Source organism: Paraburkholderia xenovorans LB400, from assembly GCF_000013645.1.
Taxonomy (GTDB): domain Bacteria; phylum Pseudomonadota; class Gammaproteobacteria; order Burkholderiales; family Burkholderiaceae; genus Paraburkholderia; species Paraburkholderia xenovorans.
Genome location: NC_007951.1, coordinates 1,223,035 through 1,244,524 on the forward strand (window position 1 = coordinate 1,223,035; position 21,490 = coordinate 1,244,524).

At 60.7% G+C, this 21,490-nt stretch carries 20 protein-coding genes and 1 tRNA gene; 12 read left to right on the plus strand and 9 right to left on the minus strand.

Going from position 1 to position 21,490, the window contains the following annotated elements; all coding sequences use genetic code 11:
• Nucleotides 1-173 precede the first annotated feature (173 nt).
• Nucleotides 174-1,118: a LysR substrate-binding domain-containing protein gene (locus BXE_RS05320; protein ID WP_011487365.1), complete on the minus strand. Its 945-nt coding sequence runs from the start codon at nucleotides 1,116-1,118 to the stop codon at nucleotides 174-176.
• 117 nt (nucleotides 1,119-1,235) lie between these two features.
• Here BXE_RS05320 and BXE_RS05325 point away from each other — a divergent pair, with 117 nt between their 5' ends.
• From BXE_RS05325 to BXE_RS05335, 3 genes are all read left to right on the plus strand, one after another.
• On the plus strand, nucleotides 1,236-2,402 hold the full coding sequence (locus BXE_RS05325; RefSeq protein ID WP_011487366.1) for a mandelate racemase/muconate lactonizing enzyme family protein: 1,167 nt from the start codon (nucleotides 1,236-1,238) through the stop codon (nucleotides 2,400-2,402).
• Nucleotides 2,403-2,561: 159 nt separating this feature from the next.
• Nucleotides 2,562-3,935: a C4-dicarboxylate transporter DctA gene (dctA, locus tag BXE_RS05330; RefSeq protein WP_011487367.1), complete on the plus strand. Its 1,374-nt coding sequence runs from the start codon at nucleotides 2,562-2,564 to the stop codon at nucleotides 3,933-3,935.
• A gap of 35 nt (nucleotides 3,936-3,970) precedes the next feature.
• On the plus strand, nucleotides 3,971-6,289 hold the full coding sequence (locus BXE_RS05335) for an NADP-dependent malic enzyme (protein ID WP_011487368.1): 2,319 nt from the start codon (nucleotides 3,971-3,973) through the stop codon (nucleotides 6,287-6,289).
• Nucleotides 6,290-6,327: 38 nt separating this feature from the next.
• Here BXE_RS05335 and dcm read toward each other — a convergent pair whose 3' ends face one another.
• A complete protein-coding gene (dcm, locus tag BXE_RS05340) occupies nucleotides 6,328-7,584 on the minus strand; it encodes a DNA (cytosine-5-)-methyltransferase (protein WP_011487369.1) in 1,257 nt (418 codons plus the stop codon).
• Between the two features lie 298 nt (nucleotides 7,585-7,882).
• Nucleotides 7,883-8,209: a hypothetical protein gene (locus tag BXE_RS05345; RefSeq protein ID WP_011487370.1), complete on the minus strand. Its 327-nt coding sequence runs from the start codon at nucleotides 8,207-8,209 to the stop codon at nucleotides 7,883-7,885.
• Between the two features lie 174 nt (nucleotides 8,210-8,383).
• Here BXE_RS05345 and BXE_RS05350 point away from each other — a divergent pair, with 174 nt between their 5' ends.
• The 4 genes from BXE_RS05350 to BXE_RS05365 all read left to right on the plus strand — a co-directional run bounded on the left by BXE_RS05350 (nucleotide 8,384) and on the right by BXE_RS05365 (nucleotide 11,100).
• Entirely contained in the window at nucleotides 8,384-8,575 is a 192-nt protein-coding gene (locus BXE_RS05350; protein ID WP_007175795.1) for a CsbD family protein, read from the plus strand.
• Nucleotides 8,576-8,781: 206 nt separating this feature from the next.
• Nucleotides 8,782-9,003, plus strand: coding sequence for a hypothetical protein (locus tag BXE_RS05355; protein WP_011487371.1), 222 nt, complete (start codon nucleotides 8,782-8,784; stop codon nucleotides 9,001-9,003).
• 141 nt (nucleotides 9,004-9,144) lie between these two features.
• Nucleotides 9,145-9,852, plus strand: coding sequence for a glutathione S-transferase N-terminal domain-containing protein (locus BXE_RS05360; RefSeq protein WP_011487372.1), 708 nt, complete (start codon nucleotides 9,145-9,147; stop codon nucleotides 9,850-9,852).
• 237 nt (nucleotides 9,853-10,089) lie between these two features.
• Nucleotides 10,090-11,100: a class I SAM-dependent methyltransferase gene (locus BXE_RS05365; RefSeq protein ID WP_011487373.1), complete on the plus strand. Its 1,011-nt coding sequence runs from the start codon at nucleotides 10,090-10,092 to the stop codon at nucleotides 11,098-11,100.
• 99 nt (nucleotides 11,101-11,199) lie between these two features.
• Here the strand turns inward: BXE_RS05365 and BXE_RS05370 are convergent, their stop codons facing one another.
• The 4 genes from BXE_RS05370 to BXE_RS05385 all read right to left on the minus strand — a co-directional run bounded on the left by BXE_RS05370 (nucleotide 11,200) and on the right by BXE_RS05385 (nucleotide 12,993).
• Nucleotides 11,200-11,409, minus strand: a complete 210-nt coding sequence (locus tag BXE_RS05370; protein ID WP_011487374.1) for a hypothetical protein — start codon at nucleotides 11,407-11,409, stop codon at nucleotides 11,200-11,202.
• Nucleotides 11,410-11,510: 101 nt separating this feature from the next.
• Nucleotides 11,511-12,272: a porin gene (locus BXE_RS05375; RefSeq protein ID WP_049782090.1), complete on the minus strand. Its 762-nt coding sequence runs from the start codon at nucleotides 12,270-12,272 to the stop codon at nucleotides 11,511-11,513.
• Complete coding sequence (locus BXE_RS43235) at nucleotides 12,269-12,622, minus strand: phytanoyl-CoA dioxygenase family protein (protein WP_049782093.1); 354 nt, start codon at nucleotides 12,620-12,622, stop codon at nucleotides 12,269-12,271. Before BXE_RS43235 ends, BXE_RS05375 begins: the two co-directional genes overlap by 4 nt.
• Nucleotides 12,623-12,708: 86 nt before the next feature.
• Entirely contained in the window at nucleotides 12,709-12,993 is a 285-nt protein-coding gene (locus BXE_RS05385; RefSeq protein WP_038456680.1) for a hypothetical protein, read from the minus strand.
• Nucleotides 12,994-13,124: 131 nt separating this feature from the next.
• On the opposite strand from BXE_RS05385, the gene BXE_RS05390 reads away from it, so the two are divergent.
• Nucleotides 13,125-14,216 (plus strand): acyltransferase family protein, encoded by a 1,092-nt coding sequence (locus BXE_RS05390; protein ID WP_011487375.1) that lies wholly within the window; start codon nucleotides 13,125-13,127, stop codon nucleotides 14,214-14,216.
• A 279-nt stretch (nucleotides 14,217-14,495) separates the two neighbouring features.
• Nucleotides 14,496-15,209 (plus strand): hypothetical protein, encoded by a 714-nt coding sequence (locus BXE_RS05395; RefSeq protein ID WP_049782094.1) that lies wholly within the window; start codon nucleotides 14,496-14,498, stop codon nucleotides 15,207-15,209.
• 497 nt (nucleotides 15,210-15,706) lie between these two features.
• Here the strand turns inward: BXE_RS05395 and BXE_RS05400 are convergent.
• Nucleotides 15,707-15,781, minus strand: a tRNA-Arg gene (locus BXE_RS05400).
• Nucleotides 15,782-16,036: 255 nt separating this feature from the next.
• Entirely contained in the window at nucleotides 16,037-16,228 is a 192-nt protein-coding gene (locus BXE_RS05405) for a rubredoxin (RefSeq protein WP_007175738.1), read from the minus strand.
• Between the two features lie 338 nt (nucleotides 16,229-16,566).
• On the opposite strand from BXE_RS05405, the gene BXE_RS05410 reads away from it, so the two are divergent.
• The 3 genes from BXE_RS05410 (at nucleotide 16,567) to BXE_RS05420 (ending at nucleotide 21,448) form a co-directional block, all read left to right on the plus strand.
• Nucleotides 16,567-16,968, plus strand: a complete 402-nt coding sequence (locus BXE_RS05410) for a DUF4399 domain-containing protein (protein WP_011487378.1) — start codon at nucleotides 16,567-16,569, stop codon at nucleotides 16,966-16,968.
• 193 nt (nucleotides 16,969-17,161) lie between these two features.
• Nucleotides 17,162-19,099 (plus strand): ATP-binding cassette domain-containing protein, encoded by a 1,938-nt coding sequence (locus tag BXE_RS05415; RefSeq protein WP_011487379.1) that lies wholly within the window; start codon nucleotides 17,162-17,164, stop codon nucleotides 19,097-19,099.
• Between the two features lie 363 nt (nucleotides 19,100-19,462).
• On the plus strand, nucleotides 19,463-21,448 hold the full coding sequence (locus BXE_RS05420; RefSeq protein ID WP_011487380.1) for a DNA topoisomerase IV subunit B: 1,986 nt from the start codon (nucleotides 19,463-19,465) through the stop codon (nucleotides 21,446-21,448).
• Nucleotides 21,449-21,490 lie beyond the last annotated feature (42 nt).

A 21,490-nucleotide genomic window follows, 5' to 3' on the forward strand; every position in this document is an offset into this window, starting at 1 on the left:
AGAGAAAACGCAGCGGTGACGCGCGTGACGCCGATGTAGAGGATTCCTATCCCGTGTGTTTTATGAGGCCGCTTTGCAGAAGCGGCGTTTTGCACAAAACAGTCGTGCGCAAAACAGATAGAGTGAAAAGCCGACGTGACGGGAAGTTTGAAAACCTCGCCCGCTTTTACCGCTCAGGCCGGAAGTTGAATGCCGGCTGAAAGCGGACCATAAGACTCATGCGGCGGGCTTTTGAAGCGCTCCACCAGAAAGTCTATGAATGCTCTTGCGCGTGCAGACTGATTGCGCTTATTCGGATAATAGACAAAAAGATCCGCTGACGGCTGAACGAACTCCGGAAGAACGATCCGCAGTCTTCCACTTTCCAGATACCTGGCGAGATCCCATTCCGAGCGCAGCAATATGCCGTGACCGTCGAGTGCCCAGCTCAACACGATATCTCCATCGTTGCTCGACAGCATGCCGTGCACCTTGACGGTTTCGCTGTGATTGCCGTGCGCGAGACGCCAGATTCCATGAGCGTCGTCGTTCTGACGGTGGACGATGCAGTGGTGACCTGCAAGATCGGCGAGACTGGTGGGTGTGCCATGCCGCTCCAGATATCGCGGCGATGCGCACAGAAACCGCCGGTTCGACATGACGCACCGCGCGTTGAGCCGCTTGTCCGGCAGCGATCCGAAACGGATTGCCAGATCTACACCGCTTTCCACCAGATCGATCGGCCGGTCCGTCACGTCGAGTTGCACTTCGACATGAGGATAGCGTTCCGCAAACTGCGACACGAGCGGTGCGATCGTGGTGCGTCCGAACCCCAGCGTTGCGTTGACTCGCAGCAGGCCCCTCGGCGCGGATCGGCTGGACGAAACCGCCTCTTCCATCTCCTGGATCTCAGCCAGAATGCGTGTTGCGTGGTGAAGGTAAGTCTCGCCTTCCGGCGTAAGGCTGATGCTGCGCGTCGTCCGGTTCGCCAGTCTCACGCCGAGCCGCGCCTCCAGTTGCGCGAGCCGCTTGGTCGCCGCCGGCGGCGTCAGATCGAGCGCACGCGCTGCCGCCGCGAGGTTGCCGTGGCGTGCGAGCAGAACAAAAAATTCGAGCTGCGAGGTAATGTCAGTCTTCACTGAAAGTTAATAAAGAAGTGACCGTGAGTGAATCATAGCGCTACTTTTCGCGACTAACCTAGCGACTCCCACAGCCCGTTGCATTGGCAACGTGCGATGCCCCATCAGGAGACATCCATGAGAATCGTTGAAATCCGCGAAAAGACCATTCCGATCAGCTCACCCATCCGCAATGCCTATATCGACTTCAGCAAGATGACGCTGAGTCTCGTGGCCGTGGTGACTGACGTGATCCGTGACGGCAAACCGGTGGTCGGATACGGCTTCAACTCCAACGGTCGCTACGGGCAAGGCACGCTGATGCGCGAACGTTTCATTCCGCGCATTCTCGAAGCGGACCCGGCCAGTCTCGTCAACGACGCCGGCGACAACCTCGATCCGCACAAGATCTGGGCGACGATGTTCAGCAACGAGAAACCCGGCGGCCACGGCGAGCGCTCGGTTGCCATCGGGACGATCGACATGGCCGTGTGGGACGCCGTGGCGAAGATCGAAGGCCTGCCGCTGTTCCAGTTGCTGGCCGACCGTTATGGCAACGGCCAGCCTGATCGCAAGATCTTCGTCTACGCCGCGGGCGGTTACTACTATCCGGGCCAGGACCACGGCAAGCTCAAGGACGAGATGCGCAGCTATATCGACCGGGGCTACACCGTCGTGAAGAAGAAGATCGGCGGTGCGTCGCTGGATGAAGATCTGCGTCGCATCGATTCGATCCTGAGCGTGCTGGGCGACGGCCAGAAGCTGGCGGTCGACGCCAACGGCAGATTCGATCTCGACACCGCCATTCAATACGCGAAGGCGCTGTCGCAATACGACCTGTTCTGGTACGAGGAACCGGGCGATCCGCTCGACTTCGAATTGCAAGCGACACTTCGCAACTATTACGACAAGCCGATGGCAACCGGCGAAGATCTGTTCTCGATGCAGGACGCGCGCAACCTGATTCGCTACGGCGGCATGCGCCCCGACCGCGACTGGCTGCAGTTCGACTGCGCGTTGAGCTACGGACTGGTCGAATACCTGCGCACGCTGGAGATGCTGCATCAGCACGGCTGGTCGCCGAGCCGCTGCATTCCGCACGGCGGGCATCAGATGTCGTTGAACATTGCGGCTGGCCTCGGGCTCGGCGGCAACGAATCCTATCCGGACCTGTTCCAGCCTTTTGGCGGCTTCCCGGATGGCGTGAAGGTCGAAAACGGACATATCACCATGCCCGATCTGCCCGGCATCGGCTTTGAAGGAAAGGCCGATCTGTTTGCCGAGATGCAGCGGTTGTCCGCATGAGCCGTTCGCCGGCAACTGCGCCGACCGGAAGTGTCGGCGCGGCATTGACAGAATAAGAAGAGGAATGCCGGCGGATTCGATTCGGGCTCACGGTAGCGGCATATGCCGCTACCGTGCTTGCGCCGATTCTACTAAAAATGCCACGCATAGGAGACAGTCATGCGGGTTTCGAAGATCGGGAAATCTCTTTCCCATCTCTATGTACAGGTGTTGATCGGCATTGTCGCCGGCGTGCTCGTCGGACACTTCTATCCTGACACAGGTTCACAGTTAAAGCCGCTCGGAGACCTGTTCATCAAGCTGATCCGGATGCTGCTCGCGCCGATCATTTTCGCGTCGGTCGTCGTTGGTATTGCCCGCATGAACGACCTTCACGAGGCGGGCCGGGTGGGCGTGAAAGCGGTGCTGTATTTCGAAGTCGCCTCGACGATTGCGCTCGCGGTGGGCCTCGTGATCGTGAACGTGATCAGGCCGGGCAGCGGTATGAACATCGACCCCGCGAAAATCGACAGTTCGGCCATAGCCACTTATACCCATGCGGCGCAACAGCACGGCATGCTCGATTTCTTCATGAGCATCGTTCCGAATAGCGTTGTCGGCGCATTCGCCAATGGCGACATTCTGCCCATCATCTTCTTTTCGGTCCTGTTCGCAATCTCGCTCGCGAGGCTGGGCCCCCGTGCCGCGCCGTTCGTCGACATGCTCGACATGTTCCTTCAGGGCATGTTCGGCGTGGTCAGGATCGTGATGTACGTGGCCCCTATCGGTGCTTTTGGCGGCATGGCATTCACGATCGCGAGATATGGAATCGGCACGCTTGCCTCGTTCGGCCAATTGATGCTGTGTCTTTATCTGACCTCAGTTTTCTTCGTGGTGGTGGTGCTCGGTCTCGTCATGCGCATGTGCGGACTGTCGCTATGGAAGTTTCTCCGGTATATCAGGGATGAGATCTTCATTACGCTCGGCACGGCTTCGACCGAAGCGGTCCTTCCGCAGATGCTCATCAAAATGGAGAAGCTGGGATGTTCACGGCCCGTGGTCGGCATGGTGTTGCCTACGGGCTACACGTTCAATGCGGATGGGACGGCGATCTATCTGACAATGGCCGCCCTGTTCATTGCGCAAGCAATGAATATCCATCTGACGATCTGGGACCAGTTGCTGTTGCTCGGTGTAATGCTGTTGACATCCAAGGGTTCGGCGGGTGTGGCCGGAGCCGGATTCGTGGCGCTGGCCGCCACGCTCGCCACCATGCACAAAGTACCCGTGTCCGGGCTGGTGCTGTTGCTGGGCGTCGATCGATTCCTCAACGAGGCGCGTGCCGTCACGAACCTGATTGGCAACGGTGTGGCGACCATTGTCGTGGCGCGATGGGAAGGCGCGCTCGATATGAACCAGGCCCGATCGATGCTGAACGGCAATGCCGATACGGGCATTGATGCGCCGGAGTCCATGAGCCAGGAGCCGACCGTTGGAACGGCTCCGGCGAAAGAGACCGTTATTCGACCGAACACGCAACCCAACACGCACTGACCCCTTGGGTCATTTCTATTCCAGACATCGCCACCATGACAAAGCAATCTGGCACGACGAGTTTTCGCGAAGCCGCCCTCGATTACCACGAGTTCCCCACCCCCGGGAAGATCGCGATCGCCCCGACCAAGCAGATGATCAACCAGCGCGATCTGGCGCTGGCGTACTCGCCGGGCGTGGCGTTCGCGTGCGAGGAAATCGTCGGGAACCCGCTGAACGCCGCGCGTTTCACCGCGCGCAGCAACCTGGTCGGCGTGGTCACCAACGGCACCGCGGTGCTGGGTCTGGGCAACATCGGGCCGCTCGCCTCGAAGCCGGTCATGGAAGGCAAGGCCGTGCTGTTCAAGAAGTTCGCCGGCATCGACGTGTTCGATATCGAGCTGAACGAGTCCGACCCGCACAAGCTGGTCGACGTGATCGCGGCGCTGGAGCCGACCTTCGGCGGCATCAATCTCGAAGACATCAAGGCACCGGACTGTTTCATCGTCGAGCGCGAATGCCGCAAGCGCATGAAGATTCCGGTCTTCCACGACGACCAGCACGGCACCGCGATCGTCGTCGCGGCGGCCATCACCAATGGTCTGAAGGTGGTCGGCAAGGACATCAGGGAGGTCAAGCTGGTGTCCTCCGGCGCGGGCGCGGCGGCGCTGGCGTGTCTGGACCTGCTGGTCGACATCGGCCTGCCGCTGGAGAACATCACCGTCACCGATCTGGCCGGCGTGGTCTACAAGGGCCGCGTCGAACTGATGGACCCGGACAAGGAGCGCTTCGCGCGTGAAACCGACGCCCGCACGCTTGCCGAAGCGATCGGCGGCGCGGACGTTTTTCTCGGCCTCTCCGCCGGCGGCGTGCTCAAGCAGGACATGGTCAAACAGATGGCGGACAAGCCGCTGATTCTGGCGCTGGCCAACCCGACGCCGGAAATCCTGCCGGAACTGGCGCTCGAAGTGCGCCCGGATGCGGTGCTGTGCACGGGCCGCACCGATTACCCGAACCAGGTGAACAACGTGCTGGTGTTCCCGTTCCTGTTCCGCGGCGCGCTGGACGCGGGCGCGACCACGGTGACGCGGGAAATGGAAATCGCGGCGGTCAATGCGATCGCCGAACTGGCGCGCCAGGAGCAGAGCGATATCGTCGCGACGGCGTACGGCATCCAGGATCTCTCGTTCGGCCCGGAGTATCTGATTCCGAAGCCGTTCGATCCGCGCCTGATCGTCAAGGTCGCGCCGGCGGTGGCGCAGGCCGCGATGGATTCGGGCGTCGCCGAGCGGCCGATCGAGGACATGGACGCGTACGAACAGCATCTGCAGCAGTTCGTGTATCACAGCGGCACGACCATGAAGCCGATTTTCCAGCTGGCGCGCAGCGTCGAGCCGGAGAAGAAGCGCATCGTGTTCGCGGAAGGCGAGGAAGAGCGCGTGCTGCGCGCAATGCAGATCATCGTCGACGAGAAGCTGGCCAAACCGATCCTGATCGGCCGCCCGGCGGTGATCGAGCAGCGCATTGCGCGCTACGGTCTGCGGCTGGTCGCGGGGCAGGACTACACGGTGGTGAACACCGACCACGACGAGCGTTACCGCGACTTCTGGCAGGAGTATCACCGGATGATGTCGCGCAAGGGCATCAGCGCGCAGATGGCGAAGCTCGAAATGCGCCGCCGCACCACGCTGATCGGCGCGATGCTGGTGGAAAAGGGCGAGGCGGACGGCATGATCTGCGGCACGGTGTCGACCACGCACCGGCATCTGCACTTCATCGATCAGGTGATCGGCAGGAAGGCGGGCGCGAAGGTGTACGCGGCGATGAACGCGCTGGTGTTGCCGAACCGCCAGATCTTCCTGGTGGACACGCACGTGAACGTGGATCCGACGCCGGAGCAACTGGCGGAAATCACGATCATGGCGGCCGAAGAAGTGCGCCGTTTCGGGATCGAGCCGAAGGTGGCGCTGCTGTCGCATTCGAACTTCGGCACGAGCAACGCGCCGACCGCGCAGAAGATGCGCGACACGCTGGCGATTTTGCGCGAGCGCGCGCCGGATCTGCAGGTGGACGGCGAAATGCACGGCGACATCGCACTCGACGCGAACCTGCGCCGCGAAGTGATGCCCGACTCGACGCTCGAAGGCGATGCGAACCTGCTGGTGCTGCCGAACATCGACGCGGCGAACATCTCGTACAACCTGCTGAAGACCGCCGCGGGCAACAACATCGCGATCGGTCCGATACTGCTGGGCGCGGCCAGGCCGGTGCACGTGCTGACGGCTTCGGCGACGGTGCGCCGGATCGTCAATATGACGGCGTTGCTGGTGGCGGATGTGATCGCGTTCCCGAAGCAGGCGAAGCCGGGAACATAGAATCGCGCTATCCGGGCGGGCCTGCTACACGGCCCGCATCAACTGGTTGCGCCGGCAACTTTTTGCGCCAGCAGTCCCTTCACGTGCGGAATCATGATTCGTGCGACTTCCTGCATGACCGGAACCACCACGCTATTGCCGAACTGGCGATAGGCTTGCGTGTCGCTCACCGGAATCACGAAGTCGTCAGGAAAACCCATTAGCCGGGCGCACTCGCGCGGCGTCAAACGGCGCGGACGCTTGCCTTTGCCTTGCGAGCATAAGATCTCCGAGCCGTCCTTGAAATATCGGGCCGACAGCGTGCGCGTCACGCTGTCGGGCGTGACCAGCCCGAACCCGAAACCGTTGCCCGCCGCCCGATGCTTGGCCGCGTAAGCTTGAAGATAGGCCCACAGGTTCGCAGTGAGCGTGTACCTGGGTTGCACCTCGCGAGACGCGTGATCGAAGAAACGGTCGCCGTCATGCGCCAGCACCGGTTCGCTGCCGTCGGTCTTGTGCAGAATCGAAGCAAGGCGTGGTCCTTCGGCCGGCACGTTCAGGTCGTCGAACGTAAATTCGGTCTCCTCGCGAAAACCGACGATCACGATGCGTTCCCGATGTTGCGGCGTGAAGTATTGACCGTCGATAACCTTGTAATGGACGTCGTATTTGAGTTCATCACGCAGCACGTCGATGATGGTCTGGAAGGTTTTGCCTTTATCGTGCGACAGCAGATTCTTGACGTTCTCCAGCAGGAAGGCAGCCGGGCGCTTCGCCGCGATGATGCGTGCAACGTCGTAAAAGAGCGTGCCTTGTGTCGTGCATTCGAAGCCGTGCGGACGGCCGAGCGAATTTTTCTTGCTCACGCCCGCGATGCTGAAGGGCTGACACGGAAACCCGGCAAGCAGCACGTCGTGTGATGGCACGGAAGCGACGTCGAACGAAACGATGTCACCCACGAACTGATGGGCGTCGTCGCAATCACGGTAATTTTCCTGATAGGTCTTCTTCGAGAAGTCGTTCCATTCGCTCGTGAAGACACACCGTCCGCCGTGCGCTTCGAATCCGCGGCGAATACCGCCGATTCCGGCAAAGAGGTCGACGAGGCGAAATTCGGGTGCCCGCTCGACCGGCGCCTTGCGAGTCCTGATATCGAGCATTTCCCGCAGCGTGGCTTCCGCGATCACGGGGCAATTTCCACTGGCTTCCCAGCGACGGATAGTTCTGACGTTTCTTCCACAGTGGGCGGCGATCTCTCCTTGACTATAGAACTGCAAGGTCTGCTTGAGCAGTCCGTGCGGAGCGGCCGTTTTCATGTTGTTCTTTCTCGCTGGGTATTTTGGCGGACATTTTGGCCGGTCGCTTTCCTTGTGTCCAGGTTTTATTCGGCTGCGGGCCGAAAATTTCCAGCGTTGGGAATGGTCGAACTGGGCAAGCCGCGCGGCGGCTAAATGCGGCTGTCACAATTGCACGTGTACGCTTATGGCGTGACGCGAATTCCCCGCGTTGCGACGTGTTGAGGCCGCGGCGTAGTCCGCGGCCTTTTTTTACTCGTGGGCAAAGAGCAGGCGGCCGGCCTGGAAGGGCCGCAGGCGCAGGCTCGCGCTATTCGTTTCAGGCGGTTTGGTGGGTGCCGGCCGGATAGGGCGGCGGGAACAACGCGGCGGAGGCTGGGGCCAGCGCGTCCCAAGCCAGTTGAGGCTGGGCCTGGAACTGGTCGAGCTGGAGCAGAAGGCTGTCGACCGAGCACAGTTGCGCGTGGGACAGGTTGCCGCCGTCGAGCAACTGGTACAGACGCTTGCGCCAGTAGGCGGCCGGCAGGATCGGGCCGCCCAGATCGCCGTGTAAAGACGGCCGCATCACACGCGCAATATGCGCGATGTCCCCATCGATCAATGCAGCCTGGGATGACCCCGAAAGCGTAGCGAGTGGACGGTCCATGACTCCTCCTTCGCGGCTTTACGGCAGGTCGCGGCGAAACTTTAGGACTTTTTTAAATTTTTTTCGGGGTGCCGCCGGCGGAAAAACGGGCGGCGCGCGGCATCGGGCACACCCGTTGCTGAGTGTGGATACTGGCGTAATGTCGCGCCGGCATTCCAAATAGTGGAGCCGAACATGAACAAGGACCAGGTGAAGGGTGTGACCGAGCAAGTCAAGGGCAAGGTCAATGAAGCGGTCGGCAAGGTCACGGACAACCCGGGTAAGGAGTTGAAGGGCGACCTGCAACAAGGCGCGGGCAAGGTGCAAAAGGCCTATGGCGACGCTAAGGAAGACGCCAAGGACAATGCCAAGCGCAACGCGCCGTAATCCGGGCTGCGACGCAGATTGACGGGAAAGGCGCTGCGGCGCCTTTCCCCCGTTTTAACGTCGCTTTTTGCCGTTGAACGTTGAACAGCAGATTTTCCGGTGGATGGCGGTTTTCGCCTGGGAGTAACCCGGGGTCGGCGTGCAGGGCATTCCGCACGCGGTGCGGCGCCTTTAGACTTGGCGCATCCAACGCGGAGACGGCGCCCATGACACCCGAAAAAATTCTTTCGATGTTCGAACGGCAATACCTCGAAGGCAAAACGCCCATCGAACTGGAGCAGACCTGCGCGAGCTTCGCGAGTTGGCTGGCGGCCGCCTGGGAGTTGCTCGACGGCGAGCAGAAGACGCTGCTCCTGACGGTCGGCGCGTCTTTGTGGCGCGAAGGCTATAACCTGCGCGCCGGCGCGGCGACGAAGGATTTGTGGTGAGCTACGGCTAGCGGGCGGTTCGTTTATATTTGGTGGTCCCGTGCCGGTATCGCTGTTGCAGCCGCTGCGGCCACCCAGTTGATCACCGATGCTGATTTCCATTTTCAAGCCGCAACATTCGCACAAGGGTTACACCGTCACATGACTGATCTATCCGCTTTTCCGATCACGAAGAAATGGCCTGCCCGGCATCCGGACCGGCTTCAGCTGTACTCGCTGCCCACGCCCAATGGCGTGAAGGTGTCGATCATGCTCGAAGAGACGGGTTTGCCGTACGAGCCGCATCTCGTGCGTTTCGATACGAATGATCAGATGACGCCGGAGTTTCTGTCGCTCAATCCGAACAACAAGATTCCGGCGATCATCGATCCGGATGGCCCGGATGGCAAACCGCTGCCGCTATTCGAATCCGGCGCGATCCTGATCTATCTCGCCGACAAAAGCGGCCGGTTCATTCCGCAGGATGCCGCCGGCCGCTACGAAGCGATCCAGTGGGTGATGTTCCAGATGGGCGGTATTGGGCCGATGTTCGGCCAGCTGGGTTTCTTTCACAAGTTTGCCGGTAAGGAATACGAGGACAAGCGTCCGCGCGACCGTTATATCGCCGAATCGAAAAGACTGCTTGGCGTGCTGGATCGCCAACTCGAAGGGCGCGACTGGATTCTGGGCGATACGTACTCGATTGCCGATATCGCCACCTTCCCTTGGGTGCGCAATCTGATCGGCTTTTATGAGGCGGGCGATCTCGTCGGCATTCAGGATTTCCCGAATGTCACGCGTGTGCTGGCGGCGTTTGTCGCGCGCCCTGCCGTGGCGAGGGGGCTGGAGATTCCGAAGCGTCCGTCGTAATGGCTTCGCGCGGCCGGGCGGGAAATTGGTCCCGGCCGTGCCGCGACAATTTAAAAATCCGCCGGTTTGGCATTTGATGCGGCGGCAGTCGCACATGCCTCGTGAGGCCGTTAATCCGGGAATTACCGTGGGGACGTCTTATTCGTTATACCAATAGTCATTGATTGTTTTTTGTTCGCCACCCATGCGAGGCATGGTAAGTTGCGCCATTGGCAGCCCTTTGCCGAGAGGTAGTTCATGAATCTGGTTACGACGCTTCGCCGCGGGCATCTTCTGAAGCACAACGATCTCTCGGGCGTCGGTCTGGAAATCGGACCGTATGACCAGCCGACCGTCTTCAAGTCGGAAGCCGACGTGCGGTATCTGGACTGGAAAGATAAAGCGCAACTGGTTCAGGAGTGCACGCACCCGGATATGGTGATCGACATACCCGAAATCGATTATGTGGTTCATTCGAATCGGTACGGTGACTATATCAGCGATAAGTTCGACTACATTATCGCGAATCATGTGATGGAACATGCGCCGAACATGATTCAATGGCTGTCCGATCTGTGCGACATGCTGCAGCCCGGCGGAATCCTCTTTCTTGCGCTGCCGGACAAGAAGTTCAGTTTCGACAAATATCGGCAGGATACGGCGCTGAGCCATTTCGTGGCCGAGTATCTGGCCGGCGTGGAAGAAATTCCACGCGAACATCAAATCGAATGCGAGATCTATTACGACGAAGCATTCGTCAACCGGCCCATGCAGGTGTCGGACAAACTGGACATGAACCGCATCAGGGAGAAGCTGAAGGCGCCTCCGCATGTCGGTATTCACAGCCATGTTTTCGAAAGCGGCACGATCGTGTCCAAGGTCTTGAAACCTATCCTCATGATGGGTTTCATGGAATTCAATCTTGCCGACTTCGTGCCCGCGCGCGGAGAGACCGGCGGTGAGATGATCATTGTCCTTCGCAAAGAACCTCCGCGCGTGGAACTCACGACCGAAGAGTTTTACACCGCGCCAATGGACACGACGAATATGTCGAACACAGTCGATGCAGCGGGGCGGCTTGCCGAGGCCGAGAAAGCTCTTGCGGAATTGCGAGCGAGACTTGCTGTGATGCAGGAGGAGATCGCATCGAGGACTTCGACGATCAGGGCACTCGAGTCGTCGACCTCATGGCGACTCACGGCACCGCTGCGCGCGGCGGTGACAAAGCTCCGGGCGCTTGGGGCGGGTGGGCGAAACATTTCGTATTGAAGGTGACGGCCCGGGTCGAAGCTGCTGCCCGACCCTTGGCATCAGACTTCGGAACAGGGTGGCGCTGATTCGGCTTGCGGCATTCGCACAGCCGGATTGTCAATGCAGGTCCCCGGGGTTGCCGCCCATCGCGCGATAAAGATCGCGAACGAATTCCTCGCTGACGACGTCCCACTCCGGCGAGGCATAGAGAACGTCTTCGGGGTTCTTCTTGCCTTGTGCACGGCGCAAGGTGCGTACGGTCATTTCGAGGGCCATCGCCTCTTCATAGAGAGGGTGGCCGGGGCGGAGGCGGTCGTCGTTGTCCATGCCTGATTTTCGGCAGCCGCCGAACAAACTTTAGATGCCGCCTTGCAACTGCGCCTTCGCAGGCTGCGTCAAGCGTGTCGGGTTCGGGCTGCCCCGGTTTCTCAGAAGGAAGTTCGAATGCCGACGCGTGCCACGGTTTGATTCTGCGAAGACGATTCAGCAAGGTTGCCGACGTCGCCGAAAACGTCCTGCCCGGACGCTTTGTCGTAAACCGTCTGGGCGTATAGATCAGTCCGTTTCGAGAGCCGGTAATCTGCCATCAGACCGAATTCATTGCGGTGCGGATTGTTATGCCCCGTCGACCAGGCGATCGATTCTTTCGTATACGTGTACATCGCGCCGACATACCACGCTGCACTGATGTCGAATTTGGCGTTGACTTCGAAGTTGTCGAATCTCAACGTGCTGACGGGAACGGTTGGCCGATCGACGAGATCCGTATGCGTATAAACGACGCCAAGCGTCGCAGCGCCGATTGCATAGTTCGCCCCTGCGCCGGCGACTCGCTGCCGGACCGAAAGGTACGGCGATCCCGAGACGGCGCCGGTGGTGTTGGCGCTCGCATTGTCGATGTTCATGAACGCAGCGGCAACGGATAGTGGTCCGTTCTGATACTTCTTGCCGATGCTCCATGCGCGATTGTCCGCAAACGCGCCCGCCTGGCTGCTGAGGCCGTACAGGCCGCCGGTCTGGAATCCCGCGTAGCTGGCGCTCGTGTACTTCACCGAGTTGTCCACGCGGAACGTCTCGTTGATGTTGTCGTTGTGGAACGTGTGTGCGAAGAGCGTGCCGCCCCAACTGCCGGTTGCCGTCAACGGCGCGACATAATCCGCGACTGAATCGTATTGTCGACCGAGGGTCAATGTGCCCTTGTTTCGTAAGCCCGCTCTTTTAACTGCGCGTCCATGTACGGATGCCACGCGCCCATCTCCTCAGGTACCGAGTGATAGGTTCCATTGCTGAATTTCCACTGTGGGATCAGTTGGCTGCCCGGGTAGTATTCGAGCGGGCCGGCGTCTTCATGCACGTCTTCCAGCGCGACCCAAGACGCGAGTAAATGGCCGTGCGTCTGGGGCGTCATATAGATCGCATCGACATGGGGCGGCTGGGCGCTTCCTTTTTCGAAATACAGGCTGTTGCAAAGCGCTATTGGCGCGCCCATGCAATCGGAAAGGATTTTCGCGAGATCGGTGTCGATCGCGATATCCCGCACGAAGCGGCCTCGAAGATTTGTGACTCCGCCAGGCCGATATTGCCGACGACGTTGCTACGCTACGACGAATGCAGGCTACGGCGCGTTTAGCGGCCGTGCCCTCCGCCTCCGCCGCCGTGTCCACCTCCATGCCCGCCGCCGCGGCCGCCTTCCCAGCGTCCGCGCCCGTGATCCCATCCTCCGTGGTGGTAGTCGCCGTGATGGTAACCGCCGCCACCGCCGGCCCAGACATTGATGGTGCCGTAGCCGTACGCCGGGCCATAGTCAGGCCCGTAGGCGTATCCGGGATCCGCGTAGCCGTAGCCGGCGGGATATGCGACGCAACCGGATAAAACGGCCGCCAAACCAATGGCTGAAATGAGCTTGAGCATGGTGTACCCCCTTAAAAGATCAGAGTGGGGGCGTGCGCCTAAGTTCGAGGGCAATTGTGTCTGCGAATTACCGCCTGTGAGGGCGCAGGCACGGACACTGCTGATATGTCGAAATTTCTCGGGACATTACAGTGCCGGCTCAAAAAATCGACTCGCTTACGTCGTTGCGGTTTTTTGCTGCGGGCATGGTGGTTGTTTTCCACACCCGCCGCGAATTCGGCTATTTCGGGCTCGCTGAACACCTGGCGCTCACGCAAGCCGTGTCCCTCTTCTTCGTTCTGTCTGGCTATATCCTCGCTCACACCCACAGAACGATCACCTCAAGATCGGATCTTTACGTCTTTTACATCAAGCGGTTGGCCAGGATTTGGCCCCTTCACCTCGTTGGCGCTGCTGCGGCAGCGTGGCTGATCCATTATGAAGGCGGGTCGGTTGGCAGCACTGCGGCAATCCTTAACGTGCTGCTGCTGCATGCGTGGTCACCCGATATCGACACGTACTTCTCCTTGAATGGAGTCTCATGGAGCTTGTCCGATGAGGCCTTTTTCTATGTGGTTTTCCCATTGCTGATCTGGCGGGTGAATGCCACCTGGGTGGTCAAGCTCGCGGCAACGATACTCGTCACGGCTGCAATGCTGGTCATCTTCGAGAACATGGGCCGGCCCCTTATGCTGTGGTCCGCGTACATTTCGCCGATAACCAGGCTGAGCGAATTCATGATGGGCATCGCTGCCTATCAACTACGGGCAACACTTCGGAATGCCATTGAAGGTGGCTGGCGCGCGAGCGCGTTCGAGAGCGGCGCTGTGCTGATTGTCGTGTCGGCGATCTGGGCAACCGATCTCCGGGTTGTCTCGGATCTACCCTTTCATCTGAGCAAGCCCGTTGCAATCTGGCTTTCCAATTGTGGCGTGGGTGTTCTGTTTGCTTTGCTGATAGCGGTGTTCGCGCTGGAAGACGGCGGCCTGTCCCGCCTTCTTCGAGCTCGGCCTTTCATTTATCTTGGCGAGATCAGCTTTGCTTTGTACGTGGTGCATCAACTCGTCTTGCGGTTTGCCGAGGATCACGGGTATATGGCGCGAAGCTATCCGGTTGCGGTCAAGGCTGTCTTGTACTGGTTGGCGGCTATCGCGGTTGCGGCGGCGGTTCATCATCTGATAGAGATTCCCGTGCAGAGACTGATCTTGTCGCGGCTCGCGGTCCGGCGTGGTGTGGTGGTGTAGGGGGTTGGTGTCTGATTGTTGTCAGCGAGACGGTAGGGTGGCTCGCGGCTTTGCCTTGCGGGCTTGAAACGCCGTTAGCAGAGCAGTTCGGCGAGGGTTTCGTCGTGGAAGACTACTTGACGGCGGCATCGTCTGTCTGCGGATATACGCGAGTGTCAGTTCCGCCTTATGGAGGGCTATCCCCGCACACCATCCTGCCAGGGAAATCCCTTGTGGGACAGTCCTGGTTTTGAGATAGGGCCGATTGTAGGATCGGCTCTTTCCTTCCGGGGTGATCGCATGGATGCAAAACGGGAAGCCTCCTTTTTCGAGCGTTTGATCGAACCCATGCTCGATCAGCTTCGGAGAATCGCTAGTACCACGAGAAAAGAATATACGGTCGACGATCTCAAGGTTGACGCTTTTATTGCTGCCAATGACTATCAGCAGGAACTCGGTGTCGAACTTGAACCTGAGGACGAAAAACTGCAAGAGGCCGTTCTGAAAAAGCTTTGGAAGGCTTTTGGAAAATTCGCAAACAGGACCCTGCGAACAGCGTTTCGGCTGGATCAGGAATCGGTTGACGATAACGGTGAGCGACAGGCCAATTCAGTCGTTGCCGGTTTGGCTGCGCCGGATACTTACGAACCCGAAGTTGTGCTTGAGCGCGCGCAAGAACATGCCGCGAACATCCGGCTGCTTAATGAACGGTTCTGCGAGTCTATAGCGTATTTACATATCCTGGATCACTTTGACGGTGATAAACCAATCATCGCGCGGTACCTTGCTATCCATGCAAAAACCTTGGATGCGCGGCTGTTACGAGCGGAGATATTTGCGGAATTTCAACCTTCGATGTTCGACGGAATCGAAGCCGTGCCAGCAGGATTTCTGCCACCGCCCGGTGCGCGCAGACGTGGTCGCATGCAGCATCGGTTTGGGCGGTTATTTGTTTTGATGCGCCCCTGGCAGGCGCATCTGTTCTCGCGTGTGGGATCAATTTTGCTGCGTTAGCTTGTGGTCCGCCGGCGATCACCTTTCGATGATTGGCTCAAGTTCCCATTGATCGCCGAAGCGATGGATGATCTTGGCTTCATATTCTTTCGTGTCCGAAGGCTCGGCCATTTTCAGCACGCGACCTTTGTGCGTCAGCGCTCATGTTCCGATATGACTTTAAGAACTGAAAAGGGTTTTTTCTTTGGGCTGGCGGAATGTCCGGGACGGCTTTGGTCAGAATACTTTTGGGCGCGGGCAGCGTGATGAAATCGAACGCCGATAGACGGGAGCGTGATCCCGAGAATCAGTTTGCTGCGAGACAAATCGAGTTTTGAGCGGCAAGGCGGGCTTGGCGTGCGGCGGCTAAGGGACACTTCCGGCGATATCCCCACCGATACCCCCAACGAATCTGGCTTGTATTGGGCAACCTTGGGCAAGAATGGCAGCAAAAAGCCCCGCAGTACAAGGCTTACGGGGCTTTTCTGGGCATAGTTGGGAGCTACTGGGAAGCTATCTGGTCCCCCTGACAGGAATCGAACCTGTATCTAGCGCTTAGGAGGCACTTGTTCTATCCATTGAACTACAGGGAGAGGACCAAACCACAATAATCGCCGCAATCCCGCTCCCGGACAAGCTCCGCGAGGATCAGGCGGCGTCCGGATTCACCGGCGAGCGCAGAGTATATCAAACACGCCCGACCGCGAGGAGGGCTGCATCCGGCCGGCATGCGCCACCCGAATCCCACAAACCAAACGGCCCAGCAAGCATATAGCCTGCTGGGCCGCACGAACCGCCGGCTTGCGCAAACAATCAGCGCCGCGCTCCGGCAACCCGATCAATCCGCTTCAGAACTCCACCACCGCGAACTCGGCCTTGCCCACGTCGCAAAGCGGGCAGCGCCAGTCTTCGGGAATCGCGGCGAAGCGCGTGCCCGGCGCGATGCCTTCTTCGGGCAGGCCTTCTTCCTCGTTGTAGATCCAGCCGCAAATCAGGCAGACCCAGCTCTTATATTCAGTCACTTCGATTACTTCGCTCACGACGCACTCTTTTCCAGTTCAATGCAATGATCCGCCCAGTCTGCCCCTTTTTTGGGCACGGCGGCGATCCGCAATATTACCGGAATTTGTCAATCCGGCAGAAAACTACCCGCGCGGCAGCGCCGCAAACCGCCCGGCACGTCCGGCGGTAAACTCTGAATCCACCGGACGAACCGCGTCACACACTGCGTGTATGCTCTGATCCGCTGCTGATCTATTGGACCGGCGCGCCGGGGCGCCCCGCATGAATTGCGACGATCGGACTCAGATCACTGAGCGCGCCGTCGTCGCCGGCATGACTCGCGCATGACTCTCGTTTCCCAACAAGGAGAAAAACGATGTTCAGAAACACATGGTTGGCCGGTACGGTACTGGCCGGATTGCTCGCCGTATCCGGCGTGGCGCAGGCCGCAAGCGTGTCGTTCGTCCAGCCGGCGGACGGCGCGACCGTCAGCAATCCGGTCCACGTGGTGTTCGGCGTCGACGGCTTGAAGATCGCGCCGGCCGGCACGATGACGGAAGGCACGGGCCACCATCATCTACTGGTGGACGGCAAGCCGGTGCCCAAGGGCGAGGTGATCCCCGCGAACGACAAGTCGCTGCATTTCGGCAAGGGCCAGACCGAAACCGATCTGACGCTGCCGCCGGGCGACCACACGCTGACGCTGCAATTCGGCGACGGCGCGCATCGTTCGTACGGTCCGGACCTGAGCAAGACCATCACGGTGCACGTGAAGTAATCCGCCACGCGAGACGGCCGGGCGCGCGCCAAGGCGCTCCGGCCGTGCCAGCAGGCTTCCGCGCTATCCGCGCCGGGTTTATTCGTGTCCGGCAAGCCGGCCATTCGGCCTATCTCTTCCGGCAGACAGGCAGCCGCCCCTGCGCCCGGTACAATGGGCAGTTCCGACTCATCGCTGTCTTCTCCAATTCTCCATGTCGCTTTACACCATTACCGGAGCCCAACTGGCCTTCGGTCACGTCGCGTTGCTCGATCACGCGGATTTCTCTCTCGAAGCGGGCGAGCGCGTCGGGCTGATCGGCCGCAACGGCGCGGGCAAGTCGTCGCTGCTGAAGATCGTCGCCGATCTGACCAGGCCTGACGACGGCCTCGTCACGCGCCAGCAGAACCTGACCACGGTTTACGTGCCGCAGGAGCCGGAGTTCGATACGGACGACACGGTGTTCGACGCGGTCGCCGCCGGCCTCACGCACGCCCGCGCGCTGCTGGACGAATACGACGCGGTCGCCAACCAGCTCGCCGACGAGCCGGAAGGCGCGGAGCACGACGCGCTGATGTCGCGCATGAACACGCTGCAGTCGTCGCTGGACGCCGTGGACGCCTGGAACTGGAGCACCCGCGTGTCGACCACGCTGCAGCAGATCGGCCTGAACGGCGAGGCGCGGGTGGGTTCGCTGTCGGGCGGCATGCAAAAGCGCGTCGCGCTGGCGCGCGCGCTGGTCGTGCAGCCGGACGTGCTGCTGCTCGACGAGCCGACCAACCACCTCGACTTCGAAGGCATCCGCTGGCTCGAAGATCTGCTGGTCTCGCTGCGCGCGGGCCTGCTTTTCATTACCCACGACCGGGCGTTTCTCGATCGCGTCGCCACGCGCATCGTCGAACTGGATCGCGGGCGCCTGCTGTCGTATCCGGGCAATTTCTCGGCTTACCAGACGCGCAAGGCGCAGCAGCTCGAAGTCGAGCAGGTGGAGGCGGCCAAGTTCGACAAACTGCTCGCGCAGGAAGAAGTGTGGATTCGCAAGGGCGTCGAGGCGCGTCGCACGCGCAGCGTCGGCCGGATCGCGCGGCTCGTGGAAATGCGCAACCAGCGCGCGGAACGCCGCAACGTGCAGGGCAACGTCAAGCTCGACGTCGGCCAGGGCGAGAAGTCGGGCAAGATCGTCGCCGAGTTGACCGACGTGACCAAACGCTACGGTTCGCGCACGGTGGTCGACAACTTCACGGCCACGGTCATGCGCGGCGACAAGATCGGCTTTGTCGGCCCGAACGGCGCGGGCAAAACCACGCTGCTCAAGCTGATCCTCGGCGAACTGGCGCCGGATGAAGGCACGGTGCGCATCGGCACGAATCTGCAGGTCGCGTATTTCGACCAGATGCGCGCGCAGCTCGATCTGGAAAAGAGCCTCGCCGACACCATCAGCCCGGGCAGCGAGTGGGTCGAAGTGAACGGCCAGAAGAAGCACGTCATGAGCTACCTCGGCGACTTCCTGTTCGCGCCGGAACGCGCGCGTTCGCCGGTCAAGTCGCTGTCGGGCGGCGAGCGTAACCGTCTGCTGCTCGCGCGCCTGTTCGCACGCCCGGCCAACGTGCTGGTGCTGGACGAGCCGACCAACGACCTCGATATTCCCACGCTCGAACTGCTCGAAGAACTGCTTACGGAATACGACGGCACGGTGCTGCTGGTCAGCCACGATCGCGCGTTCCTGGACAACGTCGCGACCTCGGTGATCGCGTCGGAAGGGGGCGGCAAGTGGCGCGAGTACGTCGGCGGCTTTACCGATTGGCAGATCCAGCGCGACCGCTCGCAGCAGATGGCGCTGGACGCGCAGAAAGAAGCCGGCAAGGACGCGGGCAAAGACGCGGCGCCGGGCAAAGACGGTTCCGCGGGCCGCAATACGCAACGCGCCGCGAAGCTGTCGTTCAAGGAGCAGCGCGAACTTGAGGCGCTGCCGGGGAAGATCGCCGCGCTCGAAGCGGAGCAGAAAACGATCGGCGCGCAACTCGAAGACGGCTCCGTGTTCGCCAAAGATGCGCAGGAAGGTACGCGCCTGACCGAACGCTACGCCGCGATCGACGAGGAACTGCTGGTCGCGCTCGAGCGCTGGGACGAGCTGGAAAATCGCCGCAAGTGAGGCGCCGGCGCGGCGCGGGATTAAACGGCGGCGCCGCCGCGCCTTGTCCGGATGGCCAATCCCGCGTGTCGTGAATTGCCGCGCGGATCGAAATCAGTAAAATACCCCGCGAACAGGCTTCCCCGGCGTTCGCACCGGCGTCGACGTTGCCCGCCCTGGCTTCATGCAGTTCACGCAGGGCCGGCTTCGGGCCGCCGTCGAGCGCGCCACCGGGAAGCCATGCGACAAACAGCTTGCCCGCACCACGGGCACCCCACCTAACTTCATTGTTTCGTTTCGCTTTTTTTGAAAACTCAACGCATTGTCCACGGACCTGTCCACAGGAGCTGTGGACAACGATGAACCGACGCACCCGAGTCAACCATGTCTACGAAAAAGCCAAACGCCGCGTATAGCGAAGCGTCGATCAAGGTGTTGAAGGGTCTGGAGCCGGTCAAGCAACGGCCCGGCATGTACACCCGCACCGAGAATCCGCTGCACATCATCCAGGAAGTCATCGACAACGCGTCGGACGAGGCCCTCGGCGGCCACGGCCGGCAAATCACGGTCACGCTGCACGTCGACCATTCGGTCTCGGTGGAAGACGACGGCCGCGGCATTCCGTTCGGCCTGCATCCGGAAGAAGGCGTGCCGGTCGTCGAAATCGTTTTCACGCGCCTGCACGCGGGCGGCAAGTTCGATAAAGCCGCCGGCGGCGCGTACACGTTCTCGGGCGGCCTGCACGGCGTGGGCGTGTCGGTCACCAACGCGCTGTCCACGCGCCTCGACGTCACCGTGTGGCGTGAAGGCAAGGTTGCCGAGCTGAGTTTCGCCAATGGCGACGTCGCCAGGGAACTCGAAGTGCGCCCTGCCACGAAAGGCGACAAGAAGTCCGGCACGCGCGTCACCGCGTGGGCCAATCCGAAATACTTCGATTCGCCGAACCTGCCGCTCGGCGAATTGCAGCGTCTGCTGCGCTCGAAAGCGGTGCTGCTGCCGGGCGTGGAAGTCACGCTGATCAACGAGAAAACCGGCGAACAGCAAAGCTGGAAATACGAAGACGGCTTGCGCGGCTATCTGCTAGAAGGCATGAACGGCAGCGATCTGCTGATTCCGCTGTTCGAGGGCGAGCGTTATGTCGAGAACTCGCGCGCGAGCGAAGAGACCTTCGCGGAAGGCGAGGGCGCGTCGTGGGTCGTCGCGTGGAGCGAAGAAGGCACGCTCATGCGCGAGTCGTACGTGAACCTGATTCCGACGCCCGCGGGCGGCACGCACGAATCCGGTTTGCGCGACGGTCTCTATCAGGCGGTGAAGAGCTTCGTCGAGTTGCACAACCTGCAGCCGAAGGGCGTCAAGCTGCTCGCCGAAGACGTGTTCGCGCGCGTGTCGTTCGTGCTGTCGGCGAAGGTGCTCGATCCGCAATTCCAAGGGCAGATCAAGGAGCGACTGAATAGCCGCGACGCGGTCAAGCTGGTGTCGTCGTTCGCGCGGCCGGCGCTGGAGCTGTGGCTGAATCAGCACGTCGAGCACGGCAAGAAGCTCGCGGACCTCGTCATCAAGCAGGCGCAGGCGCGCACGCGTGCCGGGCAGAAAGTCGAGAAGCGCAAGAGCTCGGGCGTGGCGGTGTTGCCGGGCAAGCTGACCGATTGCGAATCGACGGAAATCGGCCGCAACGAACTGTTCCTCGTGGAAGGCGATTCGGCGGGCGGCTCCGCGAAGATGGGCCGCGACAAGGAATATCAGGCCATCCTGCCGCTGCGCGGCAAGGTGCTGAACACGTGGGAAACTGAGCGTGACCGGCTGTTCGCCAACAACGAAGTGCACGACATTTCGGTGGCGATCGGCGTCGATCCGCATAGCCCGGACGACAAGGTCGATCTGTCCAATCTCCGCTACGGCAAGATCTGCATTCTGTCGGATGCGGACGTCGACGGTTCGCATATTCAGGTGCTGCTGCTCACGCTGTTCTTCAAGCATTTCCCGCAGCTGATCGAACGTGGCCACGTGTGTGTGGCGCGTCCGCCGCTGTTCCGGGTCGACGCGCCCGCGCGCGGCAAGAAGCCGGCGCAGAAGCTCTATGCGCTCGACGAAGGCGAGCTCGAAGCGATTCTCGACAAGCTGCGCAAGGACGGCGTGCGCGACACGCAGTGGTCGATCAGCCGCTTCAAGGGCCTCGGCGAAATGAGCGCGGAGCAGTTGTGGGACACCACGATGAATCCCGACACGCGGCGGCTGACTCCCGTGGCGCTCGGCGAGCTCGACTACGACGCCACGGTCGCGCGCATGACGATGCTGATGGGCAAGGGCGAAGCGGCATCGCGGCGCAGCTGGCTGGAAGAAAAGGGCAACGAAGTAGAAGCGGATATCTGAGCGCGCTCATAGCGCTCATGGCGCTCATGACAAATAGCGCGC

Coding starts and splice junctions, on each gene's coding strand:
- BXE_RS05325 (WP_011487366.1), top strand. CDS start 1,236: ATGAGAATCGTTGAAATCCGCGAAAAGACCATTCCGATCAGCTCACCC.
- dctA (WP_011487367.1), top strand. CDS start 2,562: ATGCGGGTTTCGAAGATCGGGAAATCTCTTTCCCATCTCTATGTACAG.
- BXE_RS05335 (WP_011487368.1), top strand. CDS start 3,971: ATGACAAAGCAATCTGGCACGACGAGTTTTCGCGAAGCCGCCCTCGAT.
- dcm (WP_011487369.1), bottom strand. CDS start 7,584: ATGAAAACGGCCGCTCCGCACGGACTGCTCAAGCAGACCTTGCAGTTC.
- BXE_RS05345 (WP_011487370.1), bottom strand. CDS start 8,209: ATGGACCGTCCACTCGCTACGCTTTCGGGGTCATCCCAGGCTGCATTG.
- BXE_RS05350 (WP_007175795.1), top strand. CDS start 8,384: ATGAACAAGGACCAGGTGAAGGGTGTGACCGAGCAAGTCAAGGGCAAG.
- BXE_RS05355 (WP_011487371.1), top strand. CDS start 8,782: ATGACACCCGAAAAAATTCTTTCGATGTTCGAACGGCAATACCTCGAA.
- BXE_RS05360 (WP_011487372.1), top strand. CDS start 9,145: ATGACTGATCTATCCGCTTTTCCGATCACGAAGAAATGGCCTGCCCGG.
- BXE_RS05365 (WP_011487373.1), top strand. CDS start 10,090: ATGAATCTGGTTACGACGCTTCGCCGCGGGCATCTTCTGAAGCACAAC.
- BXE_RS05370 (WP_011487374.1), bottom strand. CDS start 11,409: ATGGACAACGACGACCGCCTCCGCCCCGGCCACCCTCTCTATGAAGAG.
- BXE_RS05385 (WP_038456680.1), bottom strand. CDS start 12,993: ATGCTCAAGCTCATTTCAGCCATTGGTTTGGCGGCCGTTTTATCCGGT.
- BXE_RS05395 (WP_049782094.1), top strand. CDS start 14,496: ATGGATGCAAAACGGGAAGCCTCCTTTTTCGAGCGTTTGATCGAACCC.
- BXE_RS05410 (WP_011487378.1), top strand. CDS start 16,567: ATGTTCAGAAACACATGGTTGGCCGGTACGGTACTGGCCGGATTGCTC.
- BXE_RS05415 (WP_011487379.1), top strand. CDS start 17,162: ATGTCGCTTTACACCATTACCGGAGCCCAACTGGCCTTCGGTCACGTC.
- BXE_RS05420 (WP_011487380.1), top strand. CDS start 19,463: ATGTCTACGAAAAAGCCAAACGCCGCGTATAGCGAAGCGTCGATCAAG.